Origin of the sequence: Methylobacterium variabile (genome assembly GCF_001043975.1) — a bacterium.
GTDB classification, from domain to species: Bacteria; Pseudomonadota; Alphaproteobacteria; order Rhizobiales; family Beijerinckiaceae; genus Methylobacterium; species Methylobacterium variabile.
The window spans coordinates 1-21,684 of the sequence record NZ_LABY01000209.1; the positions used below are offsets into that span (position 1 = coordinate 1).

Here is a 21,684-nt window from a genome sequence, read left to right on the forward strand (position 1 = left end):
GAGGCGCTCCGCCTCCTCCTGCGCCACCGGCGTTTCTGGATCCCGGGCTCCGCTGCGCGGCCCCGGGATGACGCAGAGTGGTGTCGAGGCGATCGACTATGCTTGGAGCAGGTGACTTGGGTGAAGGCGCGCGACTTCCGCCGAACGCGTATTCTCACACCCGCATCGGCATCAGCACGTAGAGCGCCGGCGCGCCCTCGCGGTCCTGGATCACCGTCGGCGAGCCCGGATCGGCGAGGCGGAACAGGGCGGTGTCGCCGTCGAGCTGGGCCGTGATGTCGAGGAGGTAGCGGGCGTTGAATCCGATATCGAGGGGGCCGGCCTCGTAGTCGACGTCGAGCTCCTCGGTCGCGCTGCCCGAATCCGGGTTGTTGACCGAGAGTGAGAGGCGCCCGTCGCTCATCGCGAGCTTCACCGCCCGGCCGCGCTCCGACGAGATCGTCGAGACGCGGTCGACCGCCTTGGCGAACTGGTCGCGCTCGACCGTCAGGCGCTTGTCGTTGCCGGTCGGGATGACGCGCTGGTAGTCCGGGAAGGTGCCGTCGATGAGCTTCGAGATCAGGGTGACGCCCGACGAGAAGCTGAACCGCACCTTGGCCGACGAGATCTCGACGCCGACGGTCTCGCCGCCGTCCTCGACGAGCTTCTGGATCTCGGCCACGGCCTTGCGGGGCACGATGATGCCCGGCATGCCGGCGCTGCCCTCGGGTGCTTCGGTCTGGACGCGGGCGAGGCGATGGCCGTCGGTGGCGACCGCCCGCAGCTTGAGCGAGCCCTCGGCCTCGATGGTGTGGAAGAAGATGCCGTTGAGGTAGTAGCGCGTCTCCTCGGTGGAGATCGCGAACTGGGTCTTGTCGATCAGGCGCTTCAGGTCGGCGGCCGGCAGCTCGAAGCGGTGCGGCAGCTCGCCGGCGGCGAGGTCCGGGAAGTCGGCCTCCGGCAGGGCGCCAAGGGTGAAGCGCGAGCGGCCGGAGCGGATCAGCATCTGGCCGGTCTCGCCGCTGGTCTCGAGCGAGACCTGGGCGCCGTCCGGCAGCTTGCGGACGATGTCGTAGATGACGTGGGCCGGCACCGTGATGGCGCCGCCGTCGACCACGTCGGCGGGGATGGTCTCGGTCACCTCGATGTCGAGGTCGGTGGCTTTCAGCTGGAGGCCGTCCGGCCCGGAGCGCAGCAGCACGTTCGACAGGATCGGAATCGTGTTGCGCCGCTCCACGACGCGGTGCACGTGGCCGAGCGACCGAAGAAGGGCCGCGCGCTCGACGGTGACTTTCATCAGGGTGATCCGTGTCTCAAACGACCGACCACGCAAGGCCGGCAACCGCAACCGTTGCCCCGTGCGCAGCACGGGAGCGGAACTTTGGCGAAGGCGCTCCCCGAAGGCAAGCCGGCGGGGGAGGGCTCGTCCACGAGCCTCCCCCGCAGGACCTCAGTCCTGGAGCATGCGCTTGAGGAGCTCGACCTCGTCGCAGAGCGCCGTGTCCTCGCCGATCGCCTTCTCGATCTTGCGCACCGCGTGCAGCACCGTGGTGTGGTCGCGCCCGCCGAAGCGCCGGCCGATCTCCGGCAGGGAGCGGAGCGTCAGCACCTTCGAGAGGTACATCGCGATCTGCCGCGGCTTGACCACCGCGGCGGTGCGGCGCTCGGAGAGGATGTCGGAGCGCGAGACGTTGTAGCGGCTCGCCACCAGCTTCTGGATGTCCTCGATCTTCACCCGCTTCGGCTCGCGGTTCTTCACGAGGTCGCGGATCGCCGTCTCGGCGGTGTCGAGGGTGACGGGGGCGCCGGTGAGCGTCGCGTGGGCCAGCAGCCGGTTGACGGCGCCCTCGAGGTCGCGGCCGTTGGCGGTGATCGCCTTGGCGACGTACTCGGCGACGGCGGGGCCGACCTCGAAGGCCGGGTGGGTCGCCCGCACGGCCTCCAGGCGCGACTGCAGGATCGAGGCGCGCAGGGCCTCGTCGAGGGTGCCGATCTCGACGACGAGGCCGCCGGCCAGGCGCGAGCGCACGCGCTCGTCGAGGGCCTCCAGCTCCGTCGGCGGACGGTCGGCCGCCACCACCACCTGGCGCCCGGCATCGATCAGGGCATTGAGGGTGTGGCCGAACTCGGCCTGGATCGAGCGGCCCTGGATGAACTGCACGTCGTCGAGGATCAGGACGTCGATCGCCCGCAGCTTCTCCTTGAAGGCCAGCGCGCTCTGAGTCTTCAGGGCGTTGACGAAGCCGTACATGAACCGGTCGGCGGTGAGGTAGATCACCCGCCGGCCCGCCATCTTCACGGCGTGGCCGATGCCGTGCAGCAGGTGCGTCTTGCCGAGGCCGACGCCGGCGTGGAAGTAGAGCGGGTTGTAGAGGGCCGGACCGCCATCGTGCCGGGCGACCCGCTCGGCGGCGGCGTGCGCCAGGGCGTTCGAGCGGCCGACCACGAAGCTCTCGAAGGTCAGGCGCGGGTCGAGCGGGGCGCCGCCGAGGTCGCCCTCCGGCGCGCCGGCCCCGGCGCGCCCGGCACGCTCGGGCTCCGGCAGCTCCGCGACCTGTCCCGCCGGGGTCGCCGGCCGCGGGGCCGGGACGGGCTTGACCGATGCGGCCACGCCGGGCCGGGCCGGCGCCATCGCGCCGCGGACCCCGACCTCGAGGCTCTCGATCCCGTCCGCCTCGCTGCGGAAGGTGGCCAGCACCCGGTCGAGGTAGTGCGATTCGATCCAGCTCTTCAGGAACCGGGTCGGCACCGTCAGCCGGGCGACGCCGCCCGAGACGTCCTGCAGCTCGAGCCGGGCGAACCAGCTCGCGAACACGTCCTCCCCGAGCTCCGCCCGCAGACGGCGCTTCACCCGCTGCCAAGCCCCCGTCATCTCGGCCGCCGCGATCTCGCCGTTGCTCCGGCCGTCGTCGCCGTTGCCGCCCCGGCCGGATCCGAGTCCCGCCGCCAAGCCGCCATCCACACGCATGACTGGTCCCTTCTCGGCCCGGCGGCGGCTGCCCGCTTCCGTTCCGTACGCAGATACGCTTGCCGCCGCGACCCCGGACGGAGGCCGGGCGGCCGGGTCGAAGGTCCGGAAGTCAACACCTCCCGGGCCTTTTTCCCGTGGTTCGCCCCGGTCTATCAACAACTGGTCTCGTTTCTCTTAAAGGCCCGATCCCTCGAAATCCGTGAGGCGGCACCGTGGGTTGGCGGCCGCGCCACGGCATCGCCCACGCCGTCCGCGCCGGGGCGCGGGTCCGGTTGGTCCGTCGAGGGCGGGACGAGGCCCGCGCGAGCGGCGGGCAAGGGAAAGCTATGCTGCCCTGGTGAAGCTTCGCAACAGGAACGATCGGCGGCAGGGTGAACCGATCGTTACACCAGGAGATCGCCCACGCCCGGTCCACAGCCTGTCCGGCGGCAACATCTTGGAATCGTGACCGTTTCGTTGAAGCGTCGCTGCGGCGTCCGGAAGATCCGTGCGGGCTCAACGGCTTGTCGAGAACGGGGAGGGCCCGGGGGACAGCCCGGTGGAAACCGCAGGCGTGTCGTCCGCGCACTTGACGGGGGCGTCCGCCGCTCCAGGCCATGGCCGCACCGTCAGCTCGGGCCACAGGGCGTGCATCCGCTGGGCCTGGCCTCGTAGGTCGCCCGGTCGGCGGCGGCCGGGTTGGGACGCAGCACCAGCCCGAACAGGTCGGCGAGGCCGAACGGCGCGGCGACCGTCAGGCTGTCGTCGGGCTCGAGCCGCACGCCGACGGCATGGGCCACCGCGACGTAGCGGGCCAGGGACGCGTCGGCATCGGACAGGGGCGGGTAGGGGGAGCCGAAACGGGGTTCGAACCAGAGATGGACCCGGGCCTGGTTGCGGATCTCGGCCGGGCCGACGCAAGGAGCGAGGACCCGCGCGGCCCGCCGCAGCACCGCGTCCTCGGCCGCCCAGGATAGGTCGGCGCCATCGAAGTAGATCAGGTCGTAGTCGCGGATCCCGTGCCCGCGCGGCCGGCCGGTCAGGGCGTTCCAGACCGTCTGGTAGAGGCAGCCGCCGACGAGGCGCCATTGCGGCAGGGCGAGGCGCCGGGCAGCCGTCAGCAGTGTCATCAGGTCCGGGTCGGCCCGGACGATCCCTCGGAGGCGGCGCCGGCGTTCCGCCTCCTCAGGGCTCACACGCCGGTGTACTCCGCCCAGGACATCGGCGTCTCGAACACCTTCACGGAGGCGAGGAGCGGCAGGGCCGGCCGGGTCTTCTCCCAGATCCAGACCGCGATGTGCTCGGCGGTCGGGTTCTCGAGGCCCGGCACTTCGTTGAGGCAGTAATGGTCGAGGCGCGCGAGCACCGGCGCGAAGGCGCTCTCGACGTCGAAGAAGTCGACCACCCAGCCGGTCGCCGGATCGACCGGCCCGTCGAGGGTCAGCTCCACCCGGTAGGAATGGCCGTGCATGCGGTGGCAGCGGTGGGTCGGGGGCACGTTCGGCAGCCGGTGGGCCGCCTCGAACGTGAAGGCCTGGGTGATCTTCATCGGGGTCGTGGGAACAGGTTCGCGGGGATTGCGGGGGTTGTGGGAAGCCCCTTAGCACCGATGGTCCGGCCGGCGAACCCTCGCGCGAGGACCCTTGCGCGTCAGGGAATCCCGATCAGCTTGTGGGTCTGCAGGCTCAGGCGCCAGCGGGCGTCCCGCAGGCAGTGGGCCACCGCGGCCTGCGTGTTGGCGATCCGGTCGGGGCCGTCCATCGGCTGCAGCCAGAGGTGGCGGAAATCGAGCTCGGCCAGGGCGTCCGGGTCGAGGCCGGCCTGGGGATAGACGAGCTTCAGCTCGTCGCCGCGGGTGAGCCGCAGGGGTGCGCCGGCCTTGGGGCTGACGCAGACCCAGTCGATCCCCTCCGGCGGCTCCTGGGTGCCGTTGGTCTCGACCGCCGCCTCGAAGCCCCGCGCCCGCACGGCGGCGAGGAGGGGAGCGTCGAGCTGGAGCAGGGGCTCGCCGCCGGTGAACACCACGTAGCGCCGCCCGCGGGCCTCGCCCCAGCAGGCCGCGATCGCCTCGGCCAGGGCCTCCGCGTCGGCGAAGCGGCCGCCGCCGGTGCCGTCGGTGCCGACGAAGTCGGTGTCGCAGAAGCGGCAGACGGCCTGCGCGCGGTCGGCCTCGCGCCCGCTCCACAGGTTGCAGCCGGCGAAGCGGCAGAACACCGAGGCGCGCCCGGCCTGGGCGCCCTCGCCCTGGAGGGTGTGGAAGATCTCCTTGACGGCGTAGCTCATGATACCGGTCTTCGGGCGCCGCGGCCCCGGGGACCGCCGCGCGCTTTGCTCTGTGGTGATGTGGACGCGCGTCCTGCCGTGTCAGATGGGGGCCGCGCCGGCAAGCGCACCCGGCGCAGGCCCGCCACGCGCATGTGGACGGGCCTGTGGGCGGACGGGGGAAGGCCGCCTCGCCATGCTCCCGCCACGGATGGTGCGTTCATGGCGGTGTCGCGCGGTGCTGTCAAAAGCGTCGCCGTTGCCCTACAATCACGGCCGGTCCGCCGTGCGGTGCCCGGGGCGGCGCGACAGGACGGCTCAGCTGAGGAGCCGGACGGTCGCGGGAGGCGCCGCGGGGCGGCACCGGCACGACGGGAATTCATCCGAATGTTGACACGTGCGCTGCTGCCGCGCCTCGCCGGACGCCTGACCGGCCTCGGCGCCCTCGTGGCTGCCGGAACCTTCGCTGCCGGAACCCTGGCCGCCGGAATGGCGGGGGCGGTCACCGCACCGATGCTGGTCGTCGACGTCGATTCCGGCAAGGTCATCTACAGCCAGGGTGCCACCGACCCCTGGTACCCGGCCTCGGTCACCAAGCTGATGACGACCTACGTCGCCCTCGACATGGTGCGCCAGGGCCGCGCCTCGATGGACCAGCTCCTGACCATCTCGGAGGCCGCCGCGGCCGAGCCGCCCTCCAAGATGGGCTTCAAGCCCGGCACCCAGCTCACCCTCGACAACGCCCTCAAGATCATCATGGTGAAGTCGGCCAACGACGTCGCCTGGGCGATCGGCGAGAATCTCGGCGGCTCGATCGAGGGCTTCGCCGCCCTGATGAACGAGACCGCGCAGCGCCTCGGCATGCGCGAGAGCCGCTGGACCAACCCCAACGGCCTGCCCGACCCGCGGCAATGGACCTCGGCCCGGGACATGGCGGTCCTCGGCCGGGCGCTGCTGCGCGACTTCCCCGAGAACCGCGACCTGTTCTCGATCTCGGCGATCCAGTTCGGCCGCGCCGTGATGCCGAACCACAACGGCCTGCTCGGGCGCTACGCCGGCGTCGACGGCATGAAGACCGGCTTCATCTGCTCGGGCGGCTTCAACGTGGTGGCGAGCGCCAACCGCAACGGGCGGCGCATCATCACGGTGGTGATGGGGCAGGCGAGCGCCCGCGAGCGCGACCTGAAGGCCGCCGACCTGTTCGATTACGGCTTCGGCCAGTCGACCTTCGGCTGGGGCGGCCAGACGCTGACCGAACTGCCGGCCTCGGCCAATGCGAGCCCGCCGGACATGCGGCCCTACATCTGCGACAAGCGCCGGCCGATGCCGACGGATTCCGATTCCTCCGCCGTGACGGCGAGCGCGGCCGCCGCCGGCGGCAATGCCGACAACGCCAACGCGCAGCTGATGGCCGCCGGCGCGCCGCCCTCCTCGGCCCTCGCCTTCGCCGCGATGAACAGCGCGGCGTTGCGCAACCGCGCCCTGCCGCCCCGCGCGCCGCTGCAGCCGGTGCTGGTCTGGACCGGCCGCGATCCGGCCGAGAGCGCCGTCGCGGCGACCGACGAGGCACCCGCCCCGAAGGCGAACCCGCGGGTGAAGGTGGCCAAGCCCGCAACGCAGAAGCCCGCGCCGCACAAGCCCGCGCCGAGCCGCAGCATCGCGGCCACCGGCGCCACCGTGCCGCAGCCGAAGCTGCTGGCCCGCCAGAAGGCCGCGACCCCGGCCGCCGCCTCGGCCTTCGCCTCCACCGGCCCGGCCACCGCTGTGATCGCCGAGCCGAAGGGCGCCAAGGCCGCGGCCAAGCCCGCGCCGAAGCCGGCCGCCAAGCCGGCGAAGAAGGCCGAGGTCCGGGAGCCCGCGAAGCCCGCGGTCAAGTCGGCCTCGCGCAAGAAGGACGACTGAGTGCACCTCGCCGCACTCCCGCTGCGTGATGGCCGCCGCGACGAGCGGCGTCGGTGACCGGGGGGCGTGTGGCAGACCCTGAGCCGGTGGATGGCCCCGCTGCGCCGGCCTTCTGCACGGACGACGCCCTGTCGTATCGGCGCAGCCTGACCCGCTTCGTGCCGGGGGAGGGCCTCGCCCTCGACGAGGCCTATCGCCGCGCGCACCTGCCCCTGGTCGCACCCGACCACCCGGGCGTGATCCCGTGCCGGGAGGGCTGGTACGACGCGCGGGGGCGCCATCCCCGGATCGTCTCCCTGGTGCTGCCGGTGCCGCACGCGCGCCTGCTCGCCTCCGAGGCCTATGCCGAGCTGGACCGGGAGCTGCGCGCCGCGCGCTTCGCGGGAAAGATCGCCTGGGACGTCGCCACGCGGCGCGCGGAGCGCCTGCACGCGACCCTGTGCGGCTCCCTGGCGAGCGGACCCGACGCGGTCCCGGCCCTCGCGCCCGAGCAGGAGGCGGCGCTCGCCGCCCTCGGCCCGGTCACGGTCGAGCTGCGCGGCCTGTTCTCGGGCGCCGTCAATGTCGGCCGGCTCTACCTGCCGGTCTATCCCGAGGCCCGGGACGGAACCGACATCCTGTCCGAGGTCCAGCGGATCATGGGCCGGCCGCCGACGGGCCTCTACGTCGTCGGCCTGCACAACCTCACGGACGATCTCGACCCGCCGGAGGCCGCCGCCCTGGCGGCGTTGATCGCGCGGTGGCGGGACCGGCCGATCCTGCGCCTCACGCTCGACGCGCTGTGGCTGCTCTGGGCGCACGACGACCTCGTGCTGGATGGCGGGGTGCTGGCGCGGGTGCCTCTCACGGCCGGAGCGGCTCGCCTTCCTCGCTCAGCCTGATGCCCGCGCAGCGACCGTCACGCCTGGCGGCTCTCGTCCGCGGGAGGCGGGAGACGCGTGGCGGCAGGCGAGACTATCGGCGGCAGCCACCATGCCCTGCCGCAACAGTCGGCTTGACGTTCTGAAATATCAGTGCACCAATGCTGCGACGATGCAGGACGACCCGCCGCGACGGCGGCCCGGCTCGTCATCGTCGAAGGGCCGGCAGAGCCCGACGAGAGCCCGCACCACCTGCGGGCGGGGGAATGGGGGGAGACATGACGATCACACGCCGCTTCGCGCTCGCGGCCGGGGCGGGCCTCGCCCTCGGCGGCCGGGCCCGGGCCGAGCTGGCCCTGCCGAAATCCCCCGTCGTCGTCACGGTGGTCGACGTCGCGGGCAACCTCGCCCTCACCCAGAAGGCGATCGAGGCCTATCGCCGGGCCCGGCCCGGCATCGTGTCGCGCTTCGCCTTCACCAAGGCGCCGGCGCCGGAATTGCCCTCGAAGCTCAAGGCGCAGCAGGCCGCCGGCCGGGTCGACATCGACCTCGTGCTGACCGGCACCGACGGCATCGCGGCCGGCATCGAGCAGAAGCTCTGGGTCGACCTGAAGCCCCATGCCGGGCAACTGCCGAAACCCGCCGAGATCTACCAGCCCGCCGCGCTCCGGCTGAACGGCCTGGCGCAGGACCAGGGCCTGTGCGTCGCCTGGTACCCGTCAGGGCCCCTGATCGAGTACATGCCCGAGCGGGTGAAGACGGTGCCGGCCACGGCCGAGGAGCTTCTGGCCTGGGCGCGCCAGAACAAGGGCAGGTTCATGTATGCCCGCCCGGCGAATTCGGGTCCCGGCCGCACCTGGATCATGGGCCTGCCCTACATCCTCGGCGACAGCGACCCGACCGATCCGGCCAAGGGCTGGGACAAGACCTGGGAGTACCTGCGGGCGATCGGCGAGACGGTCGACTACTACCCGGGCGGCACGTCGCAGACGATGAAGGAGCTCGGCGAGGGCAGCCGCGACATCATCGTCTCGACCACCGGCTGGGACATCAACCCGCGGGTGCTCGGCGTCGTCCCGGCGGAGGCCAAGGTCGGCACGCTCAAGAATTTCCGCTGGGTCGCGGACGCCCACTACATGGCGGTGCCGAAGGGCGTGCCCGACGAGAAGCTCGCTGTCCTCCTCGACCTGATGGCCTTCCTGCTCCAGCCGGCCCAGCAGGCCTACACCTACGACGAGGGCTACTTCTATCCCGGCCCCGCCGTGAAGGGCGTCACCCTCGACATGGCCCCGCCGGAGAGCCGCGCGGCGCTCAAGGAATTCGGCCGGCCGGAATACGACCGGATGATCGCCGAGCACCCGATCGAGATGCCCCTCGATCCCGACAAGCTGGTGGTGGCGTTCCGCCGCTGGGACGAGCAGGTCGGCTCCGGCAAGAAGCGGTAGGCGCGGAAGAGCCCGAAAGCGGCCTCGCGGCAGGAGAGGGAACGGATGGCACGCCATCACGAGGCGCCGCAGGACCTGCGCCTGAGCGGCCTGAGCCGCCGGTTCGGCGCGGTGACCGCCCTCGACGGGCTCGACCTGACCATCCGGGGAGGGGAGTTCGTCGCCCTCCTCGGGCCGTCCGGCTGCGGCAAGTCGACGGCGCTCAACTGCATCGCCGGGCTCCTGCCGCTCACCGGCGGTTCGATCCACCTCGGCGAGCGCCGCATCGACCGGCTCAAGCCCGAGGAGCGCGGCTTCGGCATGGTCTTCCAGAGCTACGCGCTCTTTCCGCACATGAACGTGGCGAGGAACGTCGGCTTCGGCCTCGCCATGCGGGGCATCAAGGGCGCCGAGGCCGCGCGCCGGGTCGACGACGCCCTGGCGCTCGTGCGGCTGCAATCCCAGGCGGCGAAGCTGCCGGGCCAGATGTCCGGCGGTCAGCAGCAGCGCGTCGCCATCGCCCGGGCGATCGTGATCGAGCCGCCGGTGGTGCTGATGGACGAGCCGCTGTCGAACCTCGACGCCAAGCTGCGCCTCGAGATGCGGGCCGAGATCCGTCGCATCCACGACGCCATCGGCTCGACCACGATCTACGTCACCCACGACCAGGACGAGGCCCTGTCGATGGCCGACCGCGTCGTGGTGATGCGCGACGGGCGCATCCGCCAGGTCGGCACGCCGGAGGACCTCTACGAGCGGCCCGCCCACCCGGACGTTGCCGACTTCATGGGCTTCCGCAACCGCCTGCGCGGCACGGCCGTCGCGGTGAGCGGCGAGCGGGCCGAGGTCGAGGTCTGCGGCGCCCGCCTTGCCGGCACCCTGCGGGAGATGGTGAGCCCTGGCGCCCCCGCCGTCGCGGCGATCCGCCCGGAGGATCTGACGCCCGCCTCCGACGGCCTGCCGGCCCGGGTCGCGAGCGTCGAGTATCGCGGCCGGGCCTTCTTCGGCACCGCGGTCGCGCCGGACGGGACCGAGCTGTTCTTCCGCTCCGACCGGATGGTGGCGCAGGACGAGGCTCTGCGCCTCGCCGCCGCCGCGCCGCGCGTCCTGGTCTTCCCCGGCGAGGCGGCGTGAGGCCGGCCTCGCCCTCCGCGACGCCCGGCCCGGCCGCGGAGGCGCCGCCGCTCGCGGTGCGCCTCGCCGCCCGCGGCCTCGACGGCACCACGCTCCTGGTGCTGCCGGCCCTGCTGGCGATCCTCGGCCTGTTCGTCTATCCCTTCGCCTACGGGCTGGTGCTGTCGCTGCAGCCGAAGGCCGGCGCCTGGTGGGCGAACTACGCCCGCTTCTTCTCCGACCCGTTCCTGTACGACACGATCGGTGCGACCTTACGGCTCGCGCTGCCCGTCACGGTGCTCAACCTCGCGCTCGCGGTGCCGATCGCGCTGCGCGTACGGCTGATGCGCCGTCAGCGCCTCCTCACCACGATCCTGGTCCTGCCGATCACGCTCGGCACGGTGCTGGTGGCGGAGGGCCTCCTGAACTTCCTCGGGCCGCAGGGCTGGTTCAACCGCACGCTCGTCTGGCTCGGCGTGATCGCGGGCCCGTTCAAGCTCACCAACAACTACTGGGGCGTCTTCGCCTCGCTGCTGATCACCGGCTTCCCGTTCGCGTTCCTTCTGACACTGTCCTCGGTCACCGGCATCGATCCGGCTCTGGAGCAGGCGGCCGCGACCCACGGGGCCAACGCCTGGCAGCGCTTCACGCGGGTGATCCTGCCGCTGGTCCTGCCCGGCCTCGCCGTGACCTTCTGCCTGTCCTTCGTCCAGGCCTTCTCGGTCTTCCCCTCCGCGGTGCTCCTCGGCGCGCCGGCCGGCGCCACGCGGGTGATCTCGATCGCGGCCTACCAGGCGGCCTTCGAGGAGTACGACTACTCGCTCGCCTCGGCGATCGCGATGATCATGGGCGCGGTCCAGCTCGCCATCGTGGCGGCGGTGCTCTGGGCGCGTCAGCTCCTCTATACCGGCCCGGTCGGAGGCACCAAGGGATGATCCGCGACACCGGCCCCGGCTCGCGCCTGTGGCGGATGGCGGTCTGGGCCGTCACGCTGCTGTTCTGCCTCAACCTGCTGGCGATGATCGCCGCGGTGGTGCTCAACTCCTTCGCCACGCGCTGGCTCGGCACCTGGCTGCCGCTCGGCTTCACGACGCGCTGGTACGCCTCGGCCTGGGACGAGTTCCAGCTCGGCGACGTGCTGGTCGTCACCCTCCAGGTCGTGTTCCTGGTGGTGCTCGTCTCCGGCCTCCTCGGGGTCACCGCGGCCTATGCGCTCGCGCGCCGCGACTTCCCGGGCAAGCGGCTGGTCATGCTGGCCTTCCTGCTGCCGCTGCTGGTGCCGCCGATCACCTACGGCATCCCGCTCGCCACGGTTCTCTACCGGGCGGGCCTCGCCGGCACGCTCTGGGGCGTGGTGCTGGCCAACCTCGTGCCGAGCGTGCCCTTCGTGGTGCTGGTGATGATCCCGTTCATCGAGCAGATCGACCCGCGCATCGAGGCGGCGGCCCGGGTCTTCGGCGCCGGCACCCGCCAGCTGTTCCTGCGGGTGCTGCTGCCGCTGCTGCTCCCCGGCATCCTGGCGGCGCTGCTTCTGGTGCTGGTGCGCACGATCGCGATGTTCGAGCTGACCTTCCTGGTCGCCGGGCCGACGAGCCAGACCCTGGTGGTCGCGCTCTACTACGCGGTCTTCGCTGCCGGCGTGCGTGCCGGGCAGTCGATCGACGCCATGGCGGTGGTCTACATGGCGGTGACCCTGGTCTGGCTCGTCGTGGCCCTGCGCTTCGTCAACCCGACCCAGATCGTTGCCCGGGCCAAGCAGCCGAGCGCGCATTAAAGGCCTGATCGACGGGCCGCGCACGTCCCCGCTGCCGGGCGCTTCGCCGATCGGGAGCGCCGAGACGGCACGACATCGGGCTTCGCCGCCGCGGGCGGAGTCGTCGAGAGGCTGCGATCAAGCAGGCTCCCGATGACATTCATGCCACAGGGTAAGGGTTGCACCCTTCCGCAGGTGGTGGCATGAACATGTCGTAACGAAAGCAACGATCTTGCTTCTCGTGTCTCATACCAATGGCCCAGGATGCTGACGCATCGGGCCATTGAGCCATCTCGAATTTTCGACATCAAGCCAAAGGCTTGACGAAAATTTCGAGAACGGGACCAAAGGTCATTTTCAATGGCCGTTGGTATTAACCACACGTCTCCGCGGTCGCGCCGCGCGATTGGTATCGAGTTCGAAACATCTCCCGTCGTGGGAATGGATGGAGGAAGGCCCGCCTCGCGGAGGTGCGGCCGGTTCAAGCTGTCCGCCGTCACGCGAGGAGCAGGTGCAGGGAGGCGTCGGGTGGGGCATCGTTCGTGCGTGCGGCGCAGGGCGCTTGCCGCGCTCCTGTGCGCGTGCCTGGCCGCGGCAGCATCCCCGGCCTTCGCGCGCTCTGCCGCTCTGCCGGGAGTGACCGTCGGCCTGCCCACGGGCGCCCAGCCTCCGACCGGGCTCTACTTCAACCTGACGACGAGCTTCGGCATGCGCGAGACGCTGCCGCGGGACTCGCAGGCCAATGCCAACCAGCCGACCTTCGTCTGGGCGACCCCCTGGCCGGGCGACAAGACGCAGCTGCGCTTCGTCTTCACGCAACCGATCTCCGCGGTCAGCCCGCAAGCCCGGGAATGGGAAGGCGGTTTCGGCCAGCAGTTCATCGCCGCGCAGCTCGCGCGGGACCTCGGGGGCGGCGTCGGCGTGAGCTACATGCTGGGCGGCTACCAGACGACCGGCACGCGCTTCGCGATCCAGTCGCCGTCCCTGGCCCACCGCTTCGCGATCAGCTACACCGCCGACGGCTGGAACCTGACCGCCAACCTTCACTACGGCATGATGCTGGAGAGCCGCTCGCCGAGCGGCGTGCTCTCCAACGATTACATGAACCTCGACCTCACGGCGACGAAGCGCTTCGGCCAGTGGCAGGTCGGCGCGATCGCCTTCGGCTCGACCGATCTGCCGACCGGCGTCGCGAGCTACCGCCCGCAGGGCCAGGTCGCCGTCGGCGCCCTCGTCGGCTACACGTTCAATCCGGTCACCGTCCAGGCATTCGTCACCCGCGACGTCGCACAGCGGAACTACGGCGGCGAGGAAACCCGCTTCTGGATGCGCGTCCTCGTCCCCCTCTACCGGGACCAGCGGGAGGCGCTCCCGAACCGGACCCTGGTCAGCCGCGACGAGAACTGACGCCGGTGGGAGGCGCGTGACGCGGCTCGGCGCCTGCAGTCACCCCCGGAACCGCCACACCCCCGTGCGCTTGATCTCGGCATCCTCCAGCGCTCGGGTCACCGGCACCGCGTAGGTCGCGAGGTTCTCCAGCCGCTCCTTCGGCAGGTAGGCCCGGCCGGGATCGCCGAGCAGCACCCGGGCGCCGCGGCCGTGCAATGCGGCGAGCCAGTCGCCGACCCGGGCGGCGAGATCGCGCTCGTAGAAGATGTCGGCGGCGAGCACGCAGTCCCAGCCCTCGTCGCGGCCGATCAGGTCGGTGCTCCTCGCCGCGATCCGGTCCGCGACGCCGTTCTCGGTCGCGTTGAGGCCGATCGCCGCGAGCGCGAAGGGATCGAGGTCGCTCGCCTCGACGGAGGCCGCGCCGGCCATGGCGGCCGCGATCGCGACGAGGCCGGAGCCGGAGGCGAAGTCGAGCACCCGCGTGCCGGCGACCGCCTCGGGGTGCTCCAGCACGTAGGCGGCCAGCGCCTGGCCGCCGGCCCAGGCGAAGGCCCAGAAGGGCGGCGGCAGGCCGATCGCGCCCAGCTCCTCCTCGGTGCGGCCCCACAGCTCCGTGGCCTCGTCGGCGACGTGCAGGCGGATCGCCGGGGCGTGCGGCACCGGGCGCAAGGCGGTGTTGGCGCGGATGAAGGCGACCGGCTCCATCAGGCGAGGTCCGCGTAGAGGTGCAGGACCGCCCCGGTCACCGCCGCCTCGGTGAAGCCGCCGCCGAGCACCCGCTCCCGCGCGGCGGCGCCCATCCGGGCGACGAGGTCCGGGTCGGCGGCGAGGCGCGCCATCGCGGCGGCGAGCGCCGTGGGATCGTCCGGCGGCACCACCAGGCCCTCGATCCCGTTCCGCACCAGGGACCGGCAGCCCGGCACGTCGGTGGTGAGGATCGCCCGGCCGCTGGCGGCGGCCTCGAGCAGCGCCCGCGGCAGGCCCTCGCCGCCGCGCGAGGGCAGGCAGGCGACGTGGGCCCGCGCCAAGGCGCCGGCCACGTCGTCGGTCGGGCCGTGCCAGGTGACGCCGTCCCGCGACCAGTCCCGCAGGGTCGCCTCCGGGATGGCGCGGCGGTTCGACGGATCGGGGGCGCCGTGCAGCGCGAGCTCCACCGCCGCGCCGTCCCGGCGGGCGCGGTGCGCGGCGGCCACCGCGGTGTCGATCCCCTTCGACCACAGCATCCGGGCGGTCAGGGCGATCCGCAGTGGAGGATGCGGGGGCAGCGGCCGTGGCACCCACGCCTCCGGGTCGATGCCGGCGCCGCCGACCACGGTGACCCGGGGTTCCGCCGGGTCGAGGCCGAGCAGCCTCGCGTCGTCCGGGTTCTCGAACAGGTAGCGGGTGCGGCCGGTCTCGAGGGGGCCGCGGATCAGGAGGCGCAAGGCGCCGCGGGCGAGGCGACCGGCCCGGTCCGGCCGGGCCCCGATCAGCCCGAGGCCCGTCAGCGCGTAGACCCGCGACGGGATGCCGGCGAGCGCCGCCGCCGCGCCGCCGACCAGGATGCCGCGCAGCGCGATGCAGTGGACGATGTCGGCCTTGAGGGCCTTCAGGATCGCCGCGAGCTGGCCGGCGGCGTAGCCCGCCGCCATCGGGTTCAGGCTCGAGCGCTCGGTCTCGAGCGGTACCACCCGGGCACCCGTCGCCGCGATGATCTCGCGATGCGCCCGCACCCGGGTCACGACCGAGACCGGATGGCCGGCCGCCACCGCGGCGCGGGCCATCGGCAGGAAGTGCGAGGCGAAGAACCAGTCCTCGGTGACCACGAAGGCAATGTGCGCCCGCCGGGCCTCGCCCCCTCCCGCCGCGTCCTGTGGCTGCACCCGGCTTCTCCTGCGTCGTCCCGGTCGAAGCTCTCCCTACAGCCCGGCGGCGGCGGCGTCGCGGGGAAACGGGCCGGCACGGGCCGGGCAGGAACCCGTTCGGGCACGCGCCGGTTGAGTCCCACCGGAACCCCGTGAGGTCTTGAGCCCATGCTGTCGGATCCCGAGATGGCGGAGAGTGCCGCCGAGGATCGCGTCGACACCCGCGACGCCGCCCGCGAGGCGGGCCTGCGCTACGTCAGCGACGAGGAGCCGGGCTACCGCCGCAAGCGAAACGGGCGCGGCTTCGCCTACGTCGATTCAGGCGGCGCCCGGGTGCGGGACCAGGGCGCCCTGGCGCGGATCAAGGCGCTCGCCATCCCGCCGGCCTATACCGACGTCTGGATCTGCCGCCACGCCAACGGCCACATCCAGGCCACCGGGCGAGACGCCCGCGGCCGCAAGCAATACCGCTACCACCCCGAGTTCCGCCAGGCCCGGGAGAGCACCAAGTTCGCCCACATGATGACCTTCGCGGAGGCGCTTCCGGGCATCCGCGTGACGGTCCAGGAGCATATGGGCCGGCGCGGCCTGCCCCGCGAGAAGGTGCTGGCGACCGTCGTCCACCTGCTCGAGACCACGCTGATCCGCGTCGGCAACGACGACTACGCCAAGCAGAACAAGAGCTACGGCCTCACCACCCTGCGCGACCCGCACGTCAAGGTGGAGGGGCGCGAGCTGAAGTTCCGCTTCAAGGGCAAGAGCAACAAGGTCTGGGAGCTGGCGATCCACGACCGCCGGGTGGCGAAGATCGTCAAGGCCTGCCAGGACCTGCCCGGCCAGGAGCTGTTTCAGTACCTCGACGAGGACGGGGTGCAGCGGGACGTGACCTCGGCCGACGTGAACGCCTACCTGCGCGAGATCACCGGGCGCGACATCACCGCGAAGGACTTCCGCACCTGGTCCGGCACCGTGCTGGCCGCCATGGCCCTGCGCGAGTTCGAGGCCTTCGACAGCGAGGCGGTGGCCAAGCGCAACGTGCGGGCGGCGATCGAGCGGGTGGCCGAGCGGCTCGGCAACACGCCGACGATCTGCCGCAAGTGCTACATTCACCCGGAGATCGTGGGCTGCTACCTTGAGGGCGAGCTGCTGCTCCAGGTCAAGGACGAGGTCCAGGCGGCCCTGCGCGACGAGATCGCGCGCCTGCGGCCGGAGGAGACGGCGGTGCTCGGCCTGCTCCAGGGGCGCCTCGCCCGGGCGGAGCAGCAGGCGAACGCCGCATCACGGAAGCCGCGCGCCGAGGCGGCAAAGCCGGCGAAGGGACGCTCGGTCAAGGGCGGAAAGTCCCGGGCCGGCAAGACGGCGGCCCGGCGGGCCGCCTGACCTTGACCACGACGGCGGCCTGCCGTGCCGCCTGCTCCCGCGCCGCCCCTCAGTGAGAGGCGGCGCGGTGAGCCTCGTGGTTGATGCGCCGCAGCGGCCGGGCCTCGCCCTCGAGCACCGGCGCCAGGCCGATCTGCCGGGCGAGCTGCACCAGGTCCTTGAGCCGGCCGGTCTTGGTCTTACGGCGCAGGTTGAGGCGGTGGGTCTCGACGGTGCGGACGCTGACCGTGAGGCGGCGGGCGACCTCCTTGTTGCTGAAGCCCGCGCTGAGGAAGCGCAGCACCTCGGCCTCCCGCGGGGTGAGCCCGAGGCTCTCGGCCGCCACGTCCTCGGGGGCTGGGACCTCCAGGTCGCCCTCGTGCAGCGGCAGGCCGCGGGCGAGGGACAGGATCGCGGTGCAGATCTCCCGCGGCGGGGCGCAGCGGGCCACGAACGCGTCGGAGCCCGCCGCCGTGAACCGGCCGATCTCCGCCGCGTCGGCGACCTGGAAGGCCACCAGGATCCGGGCGCCCGGCGCCCGCTCGCGCAAGGACGCAAGGGCTGCCGGACCGATTTCGGGCGCGAAGGCCAGAATGACGCAAGTCGTGGCGGAGTCCTGCAGCTCCTCCTCCCCGACCGTCCGCAGGGCCGGGGAATGTTCCAGCGTCGCCCGGAAGGCGGCGCCGAGATCCGACGGCTCGTTGATGATCAGAACCCTGACGGCGTCACTCATGCCGCTTGCCTCCGTCCCAGCGCGATACAGGCGCGGTGCCTACGGAGGGTTCGGAACAAGCCCCGTTCCACTTCGACGGGGCGGCGCCGTCGCGGCCGCCATCTCCGGTGCCCGGACGGCGCGGCCGAGGGGAGGAGTGCCTAAGTAGACCGACTCCGCGTCAGGATGTCGCGAAATCGGGGCCGGAGCGGTCACCGCGGCGGCGGCGCGGCACCGTCCGGCCCGGATCAGTTTGGAACGCGGGACTCGGTACTTTCCCGCATTGGAGCAGGCCGCGACGGACCGGCCGGCACCGCGCGGGCGCTCACCCGGCGCGCGCCAGGATCAGGTCGGTGGCGGCCGAGACGACCCGGTTGCGCCCGGTCGTCTTGGCCTCGTAGAGCGCGATGTCGGCCCGCTTGAGCAGGCCGCCGACGGTCTCGCTCTCCGACCAGGTGCTGACGCCGAAGCTCGCGGTGAGCTGCACCGGGCCGCGCTGGCCCTTGAAGCGCAGCTGCGTGCAGCGCAGCCGCAGCCGCCCCGCTGTGGCCTCGGCCTCGTCCAGGCCGCGCCCGGGCAGCGCGAGAGCGAATTCCTCGCCCCCGAGGCGCCCGGCGATGCCGCCCGGCTCCGTCAGCAGCTCCTGGGCGACGCCCCGGATGGCGTTGTCGCCGACGTCGTGGCCGTGCTGGTCGTTGATGCTCTTGAAGTGATCGATGTCGACCAGGATCATCGACAGCCGCCCGTGGGGGCCAGCCCGGTCGGTGGCGTCGCCGACGCGCTGCAGGAAGGCGCGGCGGTTGAGCAGGCCGGTCAGCGCGTCGGTCTCGGCGAGGCGGATCAGCTCGCGCTGCATTCCGGTCATGCGCTCGGCCGCCCGAAGGCGCGCGTAGAGCTCCTCGGGGCTCGGCGGCTTGTCGATGAAGTCGTCCGAGCCGCTGTCGAGCGCCTCCGCGAGGTTGCGGGCGTTGCGGGCGGACGACATGGTGATGATGTAGAGCGGCCGGTGCGCGTCCGCGAGCAGGCGGGCCGACCAGCACAGCTCGAGGCCGCCGAGGGGCCGGACCTCCAGGCTGGTGATGAGGGCGGTGACCGAGGCGTTGTCGGTGACGAAGGCGAGCGCCTCGCGGGAATCCGTGAACGCGTCCACGGTGTGGCCCCGGGGGGTCAGGAGCCCGCTGATGACCTTGAGCACCACCCGGCTCGGATCGACGACAACGATGTGCATGGCGCCCCCAGGCAGGAGATCCCACCCCCGCTTCCCGCGACAAGGTTGCGCCCGAAGGATTAACGCCGCCTCAAAACATGGCGCGCGACCGCGGGGCTCGCGGTGACGCCGCCGGTCACGCCGGACGGGCGCTACATCGTGGTGCGCGGGCGGCTCTGGCGCCGCAGCGATCCGGGCCTGTCGCCGGAGCGGCGCGAGGCGCTGGTGCACGACCTGATGCGGGCCCGCCGGGCGGTGCGCGCCGCGAAGGACGAAGGCGGCCCGGCCCTGGCGGAGGCCCGCGCTGCGGTCGACGCCGCCAAGCACGGCCTCGGCGAGCGCGGCCCGCCGTGGTGGACGGACGGGGCGCCGGACTACAATCGGCACCTCGCCCGCAACACGCCCTACGCGGCGTGGTTCGCCGGCCTCGCGGAGTGAGGCCCCCGGCGCAGATGCGCCGAACGCTTCCGCATCGGCGCGGAGGCGCGACGGCAAGGGCGGCTCAGTACTCCCAGAAGATCCGCTGCAGCTCCTTGGTGTCGCTGGTCTTGGTCAGGGCGACCGCCGCCAGGATCTTGGCCTTCTGCGGGTTGAGGTCGTGGGCCACCACCCAGTCGTAGGTGTCGTCGGGCTGCTCGGCGTTGCGCAGCACGAAGCCGTCGCCGACCCGCGAGGAGCGGATGATCGGCGTGCCCTTGGCGCGCAGGTCCTTCAGGGTGTCGACGAGGTAGCCCGCGACCGACCCGTTGCCGGTGCCGGCATGGACGATCGCCTTGGCCCCGGCCTGCACGGCGGCGGTGTAGGCGGTGGGAGACATGTTGCCCGAGCCGTACACGATGGCGACCTCCGGCAGGGTCTCGATCGCGTCGATGTCGAACTCGGACGAGGTGCCGTGGCGCTTCACCGGCGCGCGGAACCAGTAGGTCTTGCCCTCGACCACCATGCCGAGCGGCCCCCACTGGCTGAAGAACGCGCTCGGCTTGATGTTGACCCGCTTGGTCACGTCGCGGCCGGCCTGGATCTCGTCGTTCATCGTCACCAGCACGCCCTTGCCCCGGGCGGCCGGGCTCGCCGCGGTGGCGACCGCGTCGACGAGGTTGAGGGCGCCGTCGGCCGAGATGGCGGTGGAGGGCCGCATCGAGCCGACGACCACGATCGGCTTGTCGCTCCTCACCACGAGGTCGAGGAACAGAGACGTCTCCTCCAGGGTGTCGGTGCCGTGGGTGATGACCACGCCGTCGACGTCGTCCTGCTTCAAGAGAGCCGAGACCCGCTTGCCGAGCTGCACCAGCTGCGCGTTGGTGAAGCTCTCGGAGGCGATCTGGAAGACCTGCTCGCCGCGGACATTCGCCAGCTCGCCCAAGGAGGGCACGGCGGCGATCAGCTTGTCCACCGGCACCTTGGCGGCCTGGTAAGTGGCGCTGTTGCTGGCATCGGCGCCGGCGCCCGCGATGGTGCCGCCGGTGGCCAGGATCACCACGTTGGCCTTGCGGGCGGCGGCCGCCGCGGTCGTCGCCTGCGGCATCTCGCGGGCCTGGGCCGCGCCGGCGACGGGCAGAGTGGCGAGCATCAGGACCGCGAGGGCGGGACGGATACGGCGCATGGTCGGGCCTTTCGAGGGTCGATCGAACGACCCGACCCGGTATCAGGCCTGGCTGCTCCCCGCCAGCGCGACCGTCCCGGGACCCATGCTGAACCCGTGATGAACCGGCAACTTTTCCCAGAGTCGGGCGTTCTCTGAATACGTGACGCAGAGCGTCCCGCGCCAGCGGATACTGGTACACTCGACATTCGGGAACAAACTATGTCCCAGGCTCAGGACGTTCTCAAGCCGCGCTTCGCGCAGCACATCGACATCCACTGCCCCGACGACCGGGCCTACTGGGCCGGCCAGTTCGGCATCAGCGGGGAGGAGCTGCGGGAGGCCGTCAAGATGGTCGGCTCCCGCGTCTCGACCGTGGCGGCGCATCTCGGCCTCCAGGCGGCTTGACGCGTCGATCGTGACCTGTTGGCGCCGCGGGCCGTGACCGGTCCGCGGCGTTCTTCGTTCTGCATGATCGATCGGACCGTCGGGCCGGGCCGGGATCGACCCCGCCGGCCCTCACGCCCGCAGGGCCGCCTCGACGCCGGCGGCGATCTCGAGGAGCCAGCGATCCTGGCCGTGGCGGGCGAGGAGCATCAGGCCCACCGGCTTTCCCTGGCCCGGCAGCGGCAGCGAGATCCCGGTGAGGTCGAACAGGTTCCCCACCATGGTGTTGCGCAGCATCAGCAGGTTGGTGCGCGCGAAGGCCGCGTCGTCCTCGGCGACCGACGCGATGGTGGGCGCGGGTATCGCCGTCGCCGGCAGCGCCAGCACGTCGAGGGCGCGCAAGCGCTCGTCGCCGGCCTCGATCAGCGTCGCGCGGGTGCGCATCATCCGGATGTAGGCCGCCGCCGTCACGGTGCGGCCGCGGCTGATGCGGGTGTGGACCCGCGGGTCGAAGGCCGCCTCCTCGGCATCGAGCCAATCGGCGTGGACCTCCGCAGCCTCGACCGCGGCGATCGGGCCCGCCGCGGTCGCCTCCGCCATGCGGGCCAGAAGGTCGTCGAAGGCGGTGTTGCCGACGCGGGCGCCCGCCGCGCTCAGGGCCGACAGGGCGGCCTCGAAGGCCTGCGCCACCATCGGGTCGGTCTCGGTGAACAGGAGGCCGCGCGGCACGCCGATGCGCAGGTCGCGCAACGCGGCGGCCTGAAGCGGCCGGTATTCCTCGCCCGCCATCACGGCGTCGGCCGCCGCGCAGGCCTCGACGCTGCGGGCGAGCGGCCCGATCGAATCGAGCGAGGGCGAGAGCGGGAAGGCGCCGGCGAGCGGCACCCGGCGGGCGGTGGGCTTGAAGCCGACGATGCCGTTGAGTGCCGCCGGGATCCGGACCGAGCCGCCGGTATCGGTG

Annotated in this window: 21 protein-coding genes; 10 read left to right on the forward strand and 11 right to left on the reverse strand. The window is 72.3% G+C overall.

From position 1 onward, the window contains the following. Positions 1-154: 154 nt before the first annotated feature. The 5 genes from dnaN to queE all read right to left on the reverse strand — a co-directional run bounded on the left by dnaN (position 155) and on the right by queE (position 5,212). Positions 155-1,276 carry a DNA polymerase III subunit beta gene (dnaN, locus tag VQ02_RS26850; protein WP_048447308.1) on the reverse strand — a complete coding sequence of 374 codons (1,122 nt, stop codon included), beginning with the start codon at positions 1,274-1,276 and terminating at the stop codon, positions 155-157. Positions 1,277-1,429: 153 nt separating this feature from the next. Continuing rightward, positions 1,430-2,947 (reverse strand): chromosomal replication initiator protein DnaA, encoded by a 1,518-nt coding sequence (gene dnaA, locus VQ02_RS26855; protein ID WP_048447309.1) that lies wholly within the window; start codon positions 2,945-2,947, stop codon positions 1,430-1,432. A gap of 611 nt (positions 2,948-3,558) precedes the next feature. Then, positions 3,559-4,059, reverse strand: coding sequence for a nucleotidyltransferase family protein (locus VQ02_RS26860; protein WP_157080831.1), 501 nt, complete (start codon positions 4,057-4,059; stop codon positions 3,559-3,561). Between the two features lie 62 nt (positions 4,060-4,121). Further along, a complete protein-coding gene (queD, locus tag VQ02_RS26865) occupies positions 4,122-4,478 on the reverse strand; it encodes a 6-carboxytetrahydropterin synthase QueD (RefSeq protein WP_048447310.1) in 357 nt (118 codons plus the stop codon). 101 nt (positions 4,479-4,579) lie between these two features. Continuing rightward, the gene (gene queE / locus VQ02_RS26870) at positions 4,580-5,212 is read right to left on the reverse strand and encodes a 7-carboxy-7-deazaguanine synthase (RefSeq protein ID WP_048447311.1); all 633 of its coding nucleotides are present in this window, start codon (positions 5,210-5,212) and stop codon (positions 4,580-4,582) included. A 366-nt stretch (positions 5,213-5,578) separates the two neighbouring features. On the opposite strand from queE, the gene VQ02_RS26875 reads away from it, so the two are divergent. From VQ02_RS26875 to VQ02_RS26905, 7 genes are all read left to right on the forward strand, one after another. Continuing rightward, positions 5,579-7,093 carry a serine hydrolase gene (locus tag VQ02_RS26875; protein WP_209437072.1) on the forward strand — a complete coding sequence of 505 codons (1,515 nt, stop codon included), beginning with the start codon at positions 5,579-5,581 and terminating at the stop codon, positions 7,091-7,093. Between the two features lie 53 nt (positions 7,094-7,146). Continuing rightward, entirely contained in the window at positions 7,147-7,974 is an 828-nt protein-coding gene (locus VQ02_RS26880) for a hypothetical protein (RefSeq protein WP_245239869.1), read from the forward strand. A gap of 257 nt (positions 7,975-8,231) precedes the next feature. After that, entirely contained in the window at positions 8,232-9,398 is a 1,167-nt protein-coding gene (locus VQ02_RS26885; RefSeq protein WP_048447313.1) for an ABC transporter substrate-binding protein, read from the forward strand. 45 nt (positions 9,399-9,443) lie between these two features. After that, positions 9,444-10,511, forward strand: coding sequence for an ABC transporter ATP-binding protein (locus VQ02_RS26890; protein WP_048447314.1), 1,068 nt, complete (start codon positions 9,444-9,446; stop codon positions 10,509-10,511). Then, positions 10,508-11,425 carry an ABC transporter permease gene (locus VQ02_RS26895; protein ID WP_083469480.1) on the forward strand — a complete coding sequence of 306 codons (918 nt, stop codon included), beginning with the start codon at positions 10,508-10,510 and terminating at the stop codon, positions 11,423-11,425. Before VQ02_RS26890 ends, VQ02_RS26895 begins: the two co-directional genes overlap by 4 nt. Next, positions 11,422-12,264 carry an ABC transporter permease gene (locus VQ02_RS26900; protein WP_048447315.1) on the forward strand — a complete coding sequence of 281 codons (843 nt, stop codon included), beginning with the start codon at positions 11,422-11,424 and terminating at the stop codon, positions 12,262-12,264. Before VQ02_RS26895 ends, VQ02_RS26900 begins: the two co-directional genes overlap by 4 nt. A 507-nt stretch (positions 12,265-12,771) precedes the next feature. After that, the gene (locus VQ02_RS26905; protein WP_245239870.1) at positions 12,772-13,650 is read left to right on the forward strand and encodes a transporter; all 879 of its coding nucleotides are present in this window, start codon (positions 12,772-12,774) and stop codon (positions 13,648-13,650) included. 39 nt (positions 13,651-13,689) lie between these two features. On the opposite strand, the gene VQ02_RS26910 is transcribed toward VQ02_RS26905, so the two are convergent. Further along, positions 13,690-14,337: a class I SAM-dependent methyltransferase gene (locus tag VQ02_RS26910; RefSeq protein WP_048447316.1), complete on the reverse strand. Its 648-nt coding sequence runs from the start codon at positions 14,335-14,337 to the stop codon at positions 13,690-13,692. Beyond that, on the reverse strand, positions 14,337-15,494 hold the full coding sequence (locus tag VQ02_RS26915) for a glycosyltransferase (RefSeq protein ID WP_048447317.1): 1,158 nt from the start codon (positions 15,492-15,494) through the stop codon (positions 14,337-14,339). Before VQ02_RS26915 ends, VQ02_RS26910 begins: the two co-directional genes overlap by 1 nt. Before the next feature lie 150 nt (positions 15,495-15,644). Between VQ02_RS26915 and VQ02_RS26920 the strand changes: the two genes are divergently transcribed. After that, entirely contained in the window at positions 15,645-16,856 is a 1,212-nt protein-coding gene (locus tag VQ02_RS26920) for a DNA topoisomerase IB (protein ID WP_048447318.1), read from the forward strand. 49 nt (positions 16,857-16,905) lie between these two features. Here the strand turns inward: VQ02_RS26920 and VQ02_RS26925 are convergent, their stop codons facing one another. Together VQ02_RS26925 and VQ02_RS26930 are read right to left on the reverse strand one after the other, a co-directional pair. Further along, positions 16,906-17,568, reverse strand: a complete 663-nt coding sequence (locus tag VQ02_RS26925; protein WP_048447319.1) for a response regulator transcription factor — start codon at positions 17,566-17,568, stop codon at positions 16,906-16,908. 304 nt (positions 17,569-17,872) lie between these two features. Further along, a complete protein-coding gene (locus VQ02_RS26930) occupies positions 17,873-18,775 on the reverse strand; it encodes a GGDEF domain-containing response regulator (RefSeq protein ID WP_048447320.1) in 903 nt (300 codons plus the stop codon). A 102-nt stretch (positions 18,776-18,877) separates the two neighbouring features. Between VQ02_RS26930 and VQ02_RS26935 the strand changes: the two genes are divergently transcribed. After that, complete coding sequence (locus VQ02_RS26935; RefSeq protein ID WP_048447321.1) at positions 18,878-19,192, forward strand: hypothetical protein; 315 nt, start codon at positions 18,878-18,880, stop codon at positions 19,190-19,192. A gap of 64 nt (positions 19,193-19,256) precedes the next feature. On the opposite strand, the gene VQ02_RS26940 is transcribed toward VQ02_RS26935, so the two are convergent. Then, complete coding sequence (locus tag VQ02_RS26940; RefSeq protein WP_245239872.1) at positions 19,257-20,324, reverse strand: type II asparaginase; 1,068 nt, start codon at positions 20,322-20,324, stop codon at positions 19,257-19,259. 234 nt (positions 20,325-20,558) lie between these two features. Here VQ02_RS26940 and VQ02_RS26945 point away from each other — a divergent pair, with 234 nt between their 5' ends. Next, complete coding sequence (locus VQ02_RS26945; protein ID WP_048447323.1) at positions 20,559-20,744, forward strand: DUF3606 domain-containing protein; 186 nt, start codon at positions 20,559-20,561, stop codon at positions 20,742-20,744. Between the two features lie 111 nt (positions 20,745-20,855). Here the strand turns inward: VQ02_RS26945 and VQ02_RS26950 are convergent. Next, positions 20,856-21,684 (reverse strand): amidase family protein (locus tag VQ02_RS26950; protein ID WP_048447324.1); only part of this gene is annotated, 829 nt, incomplete at its 5' end.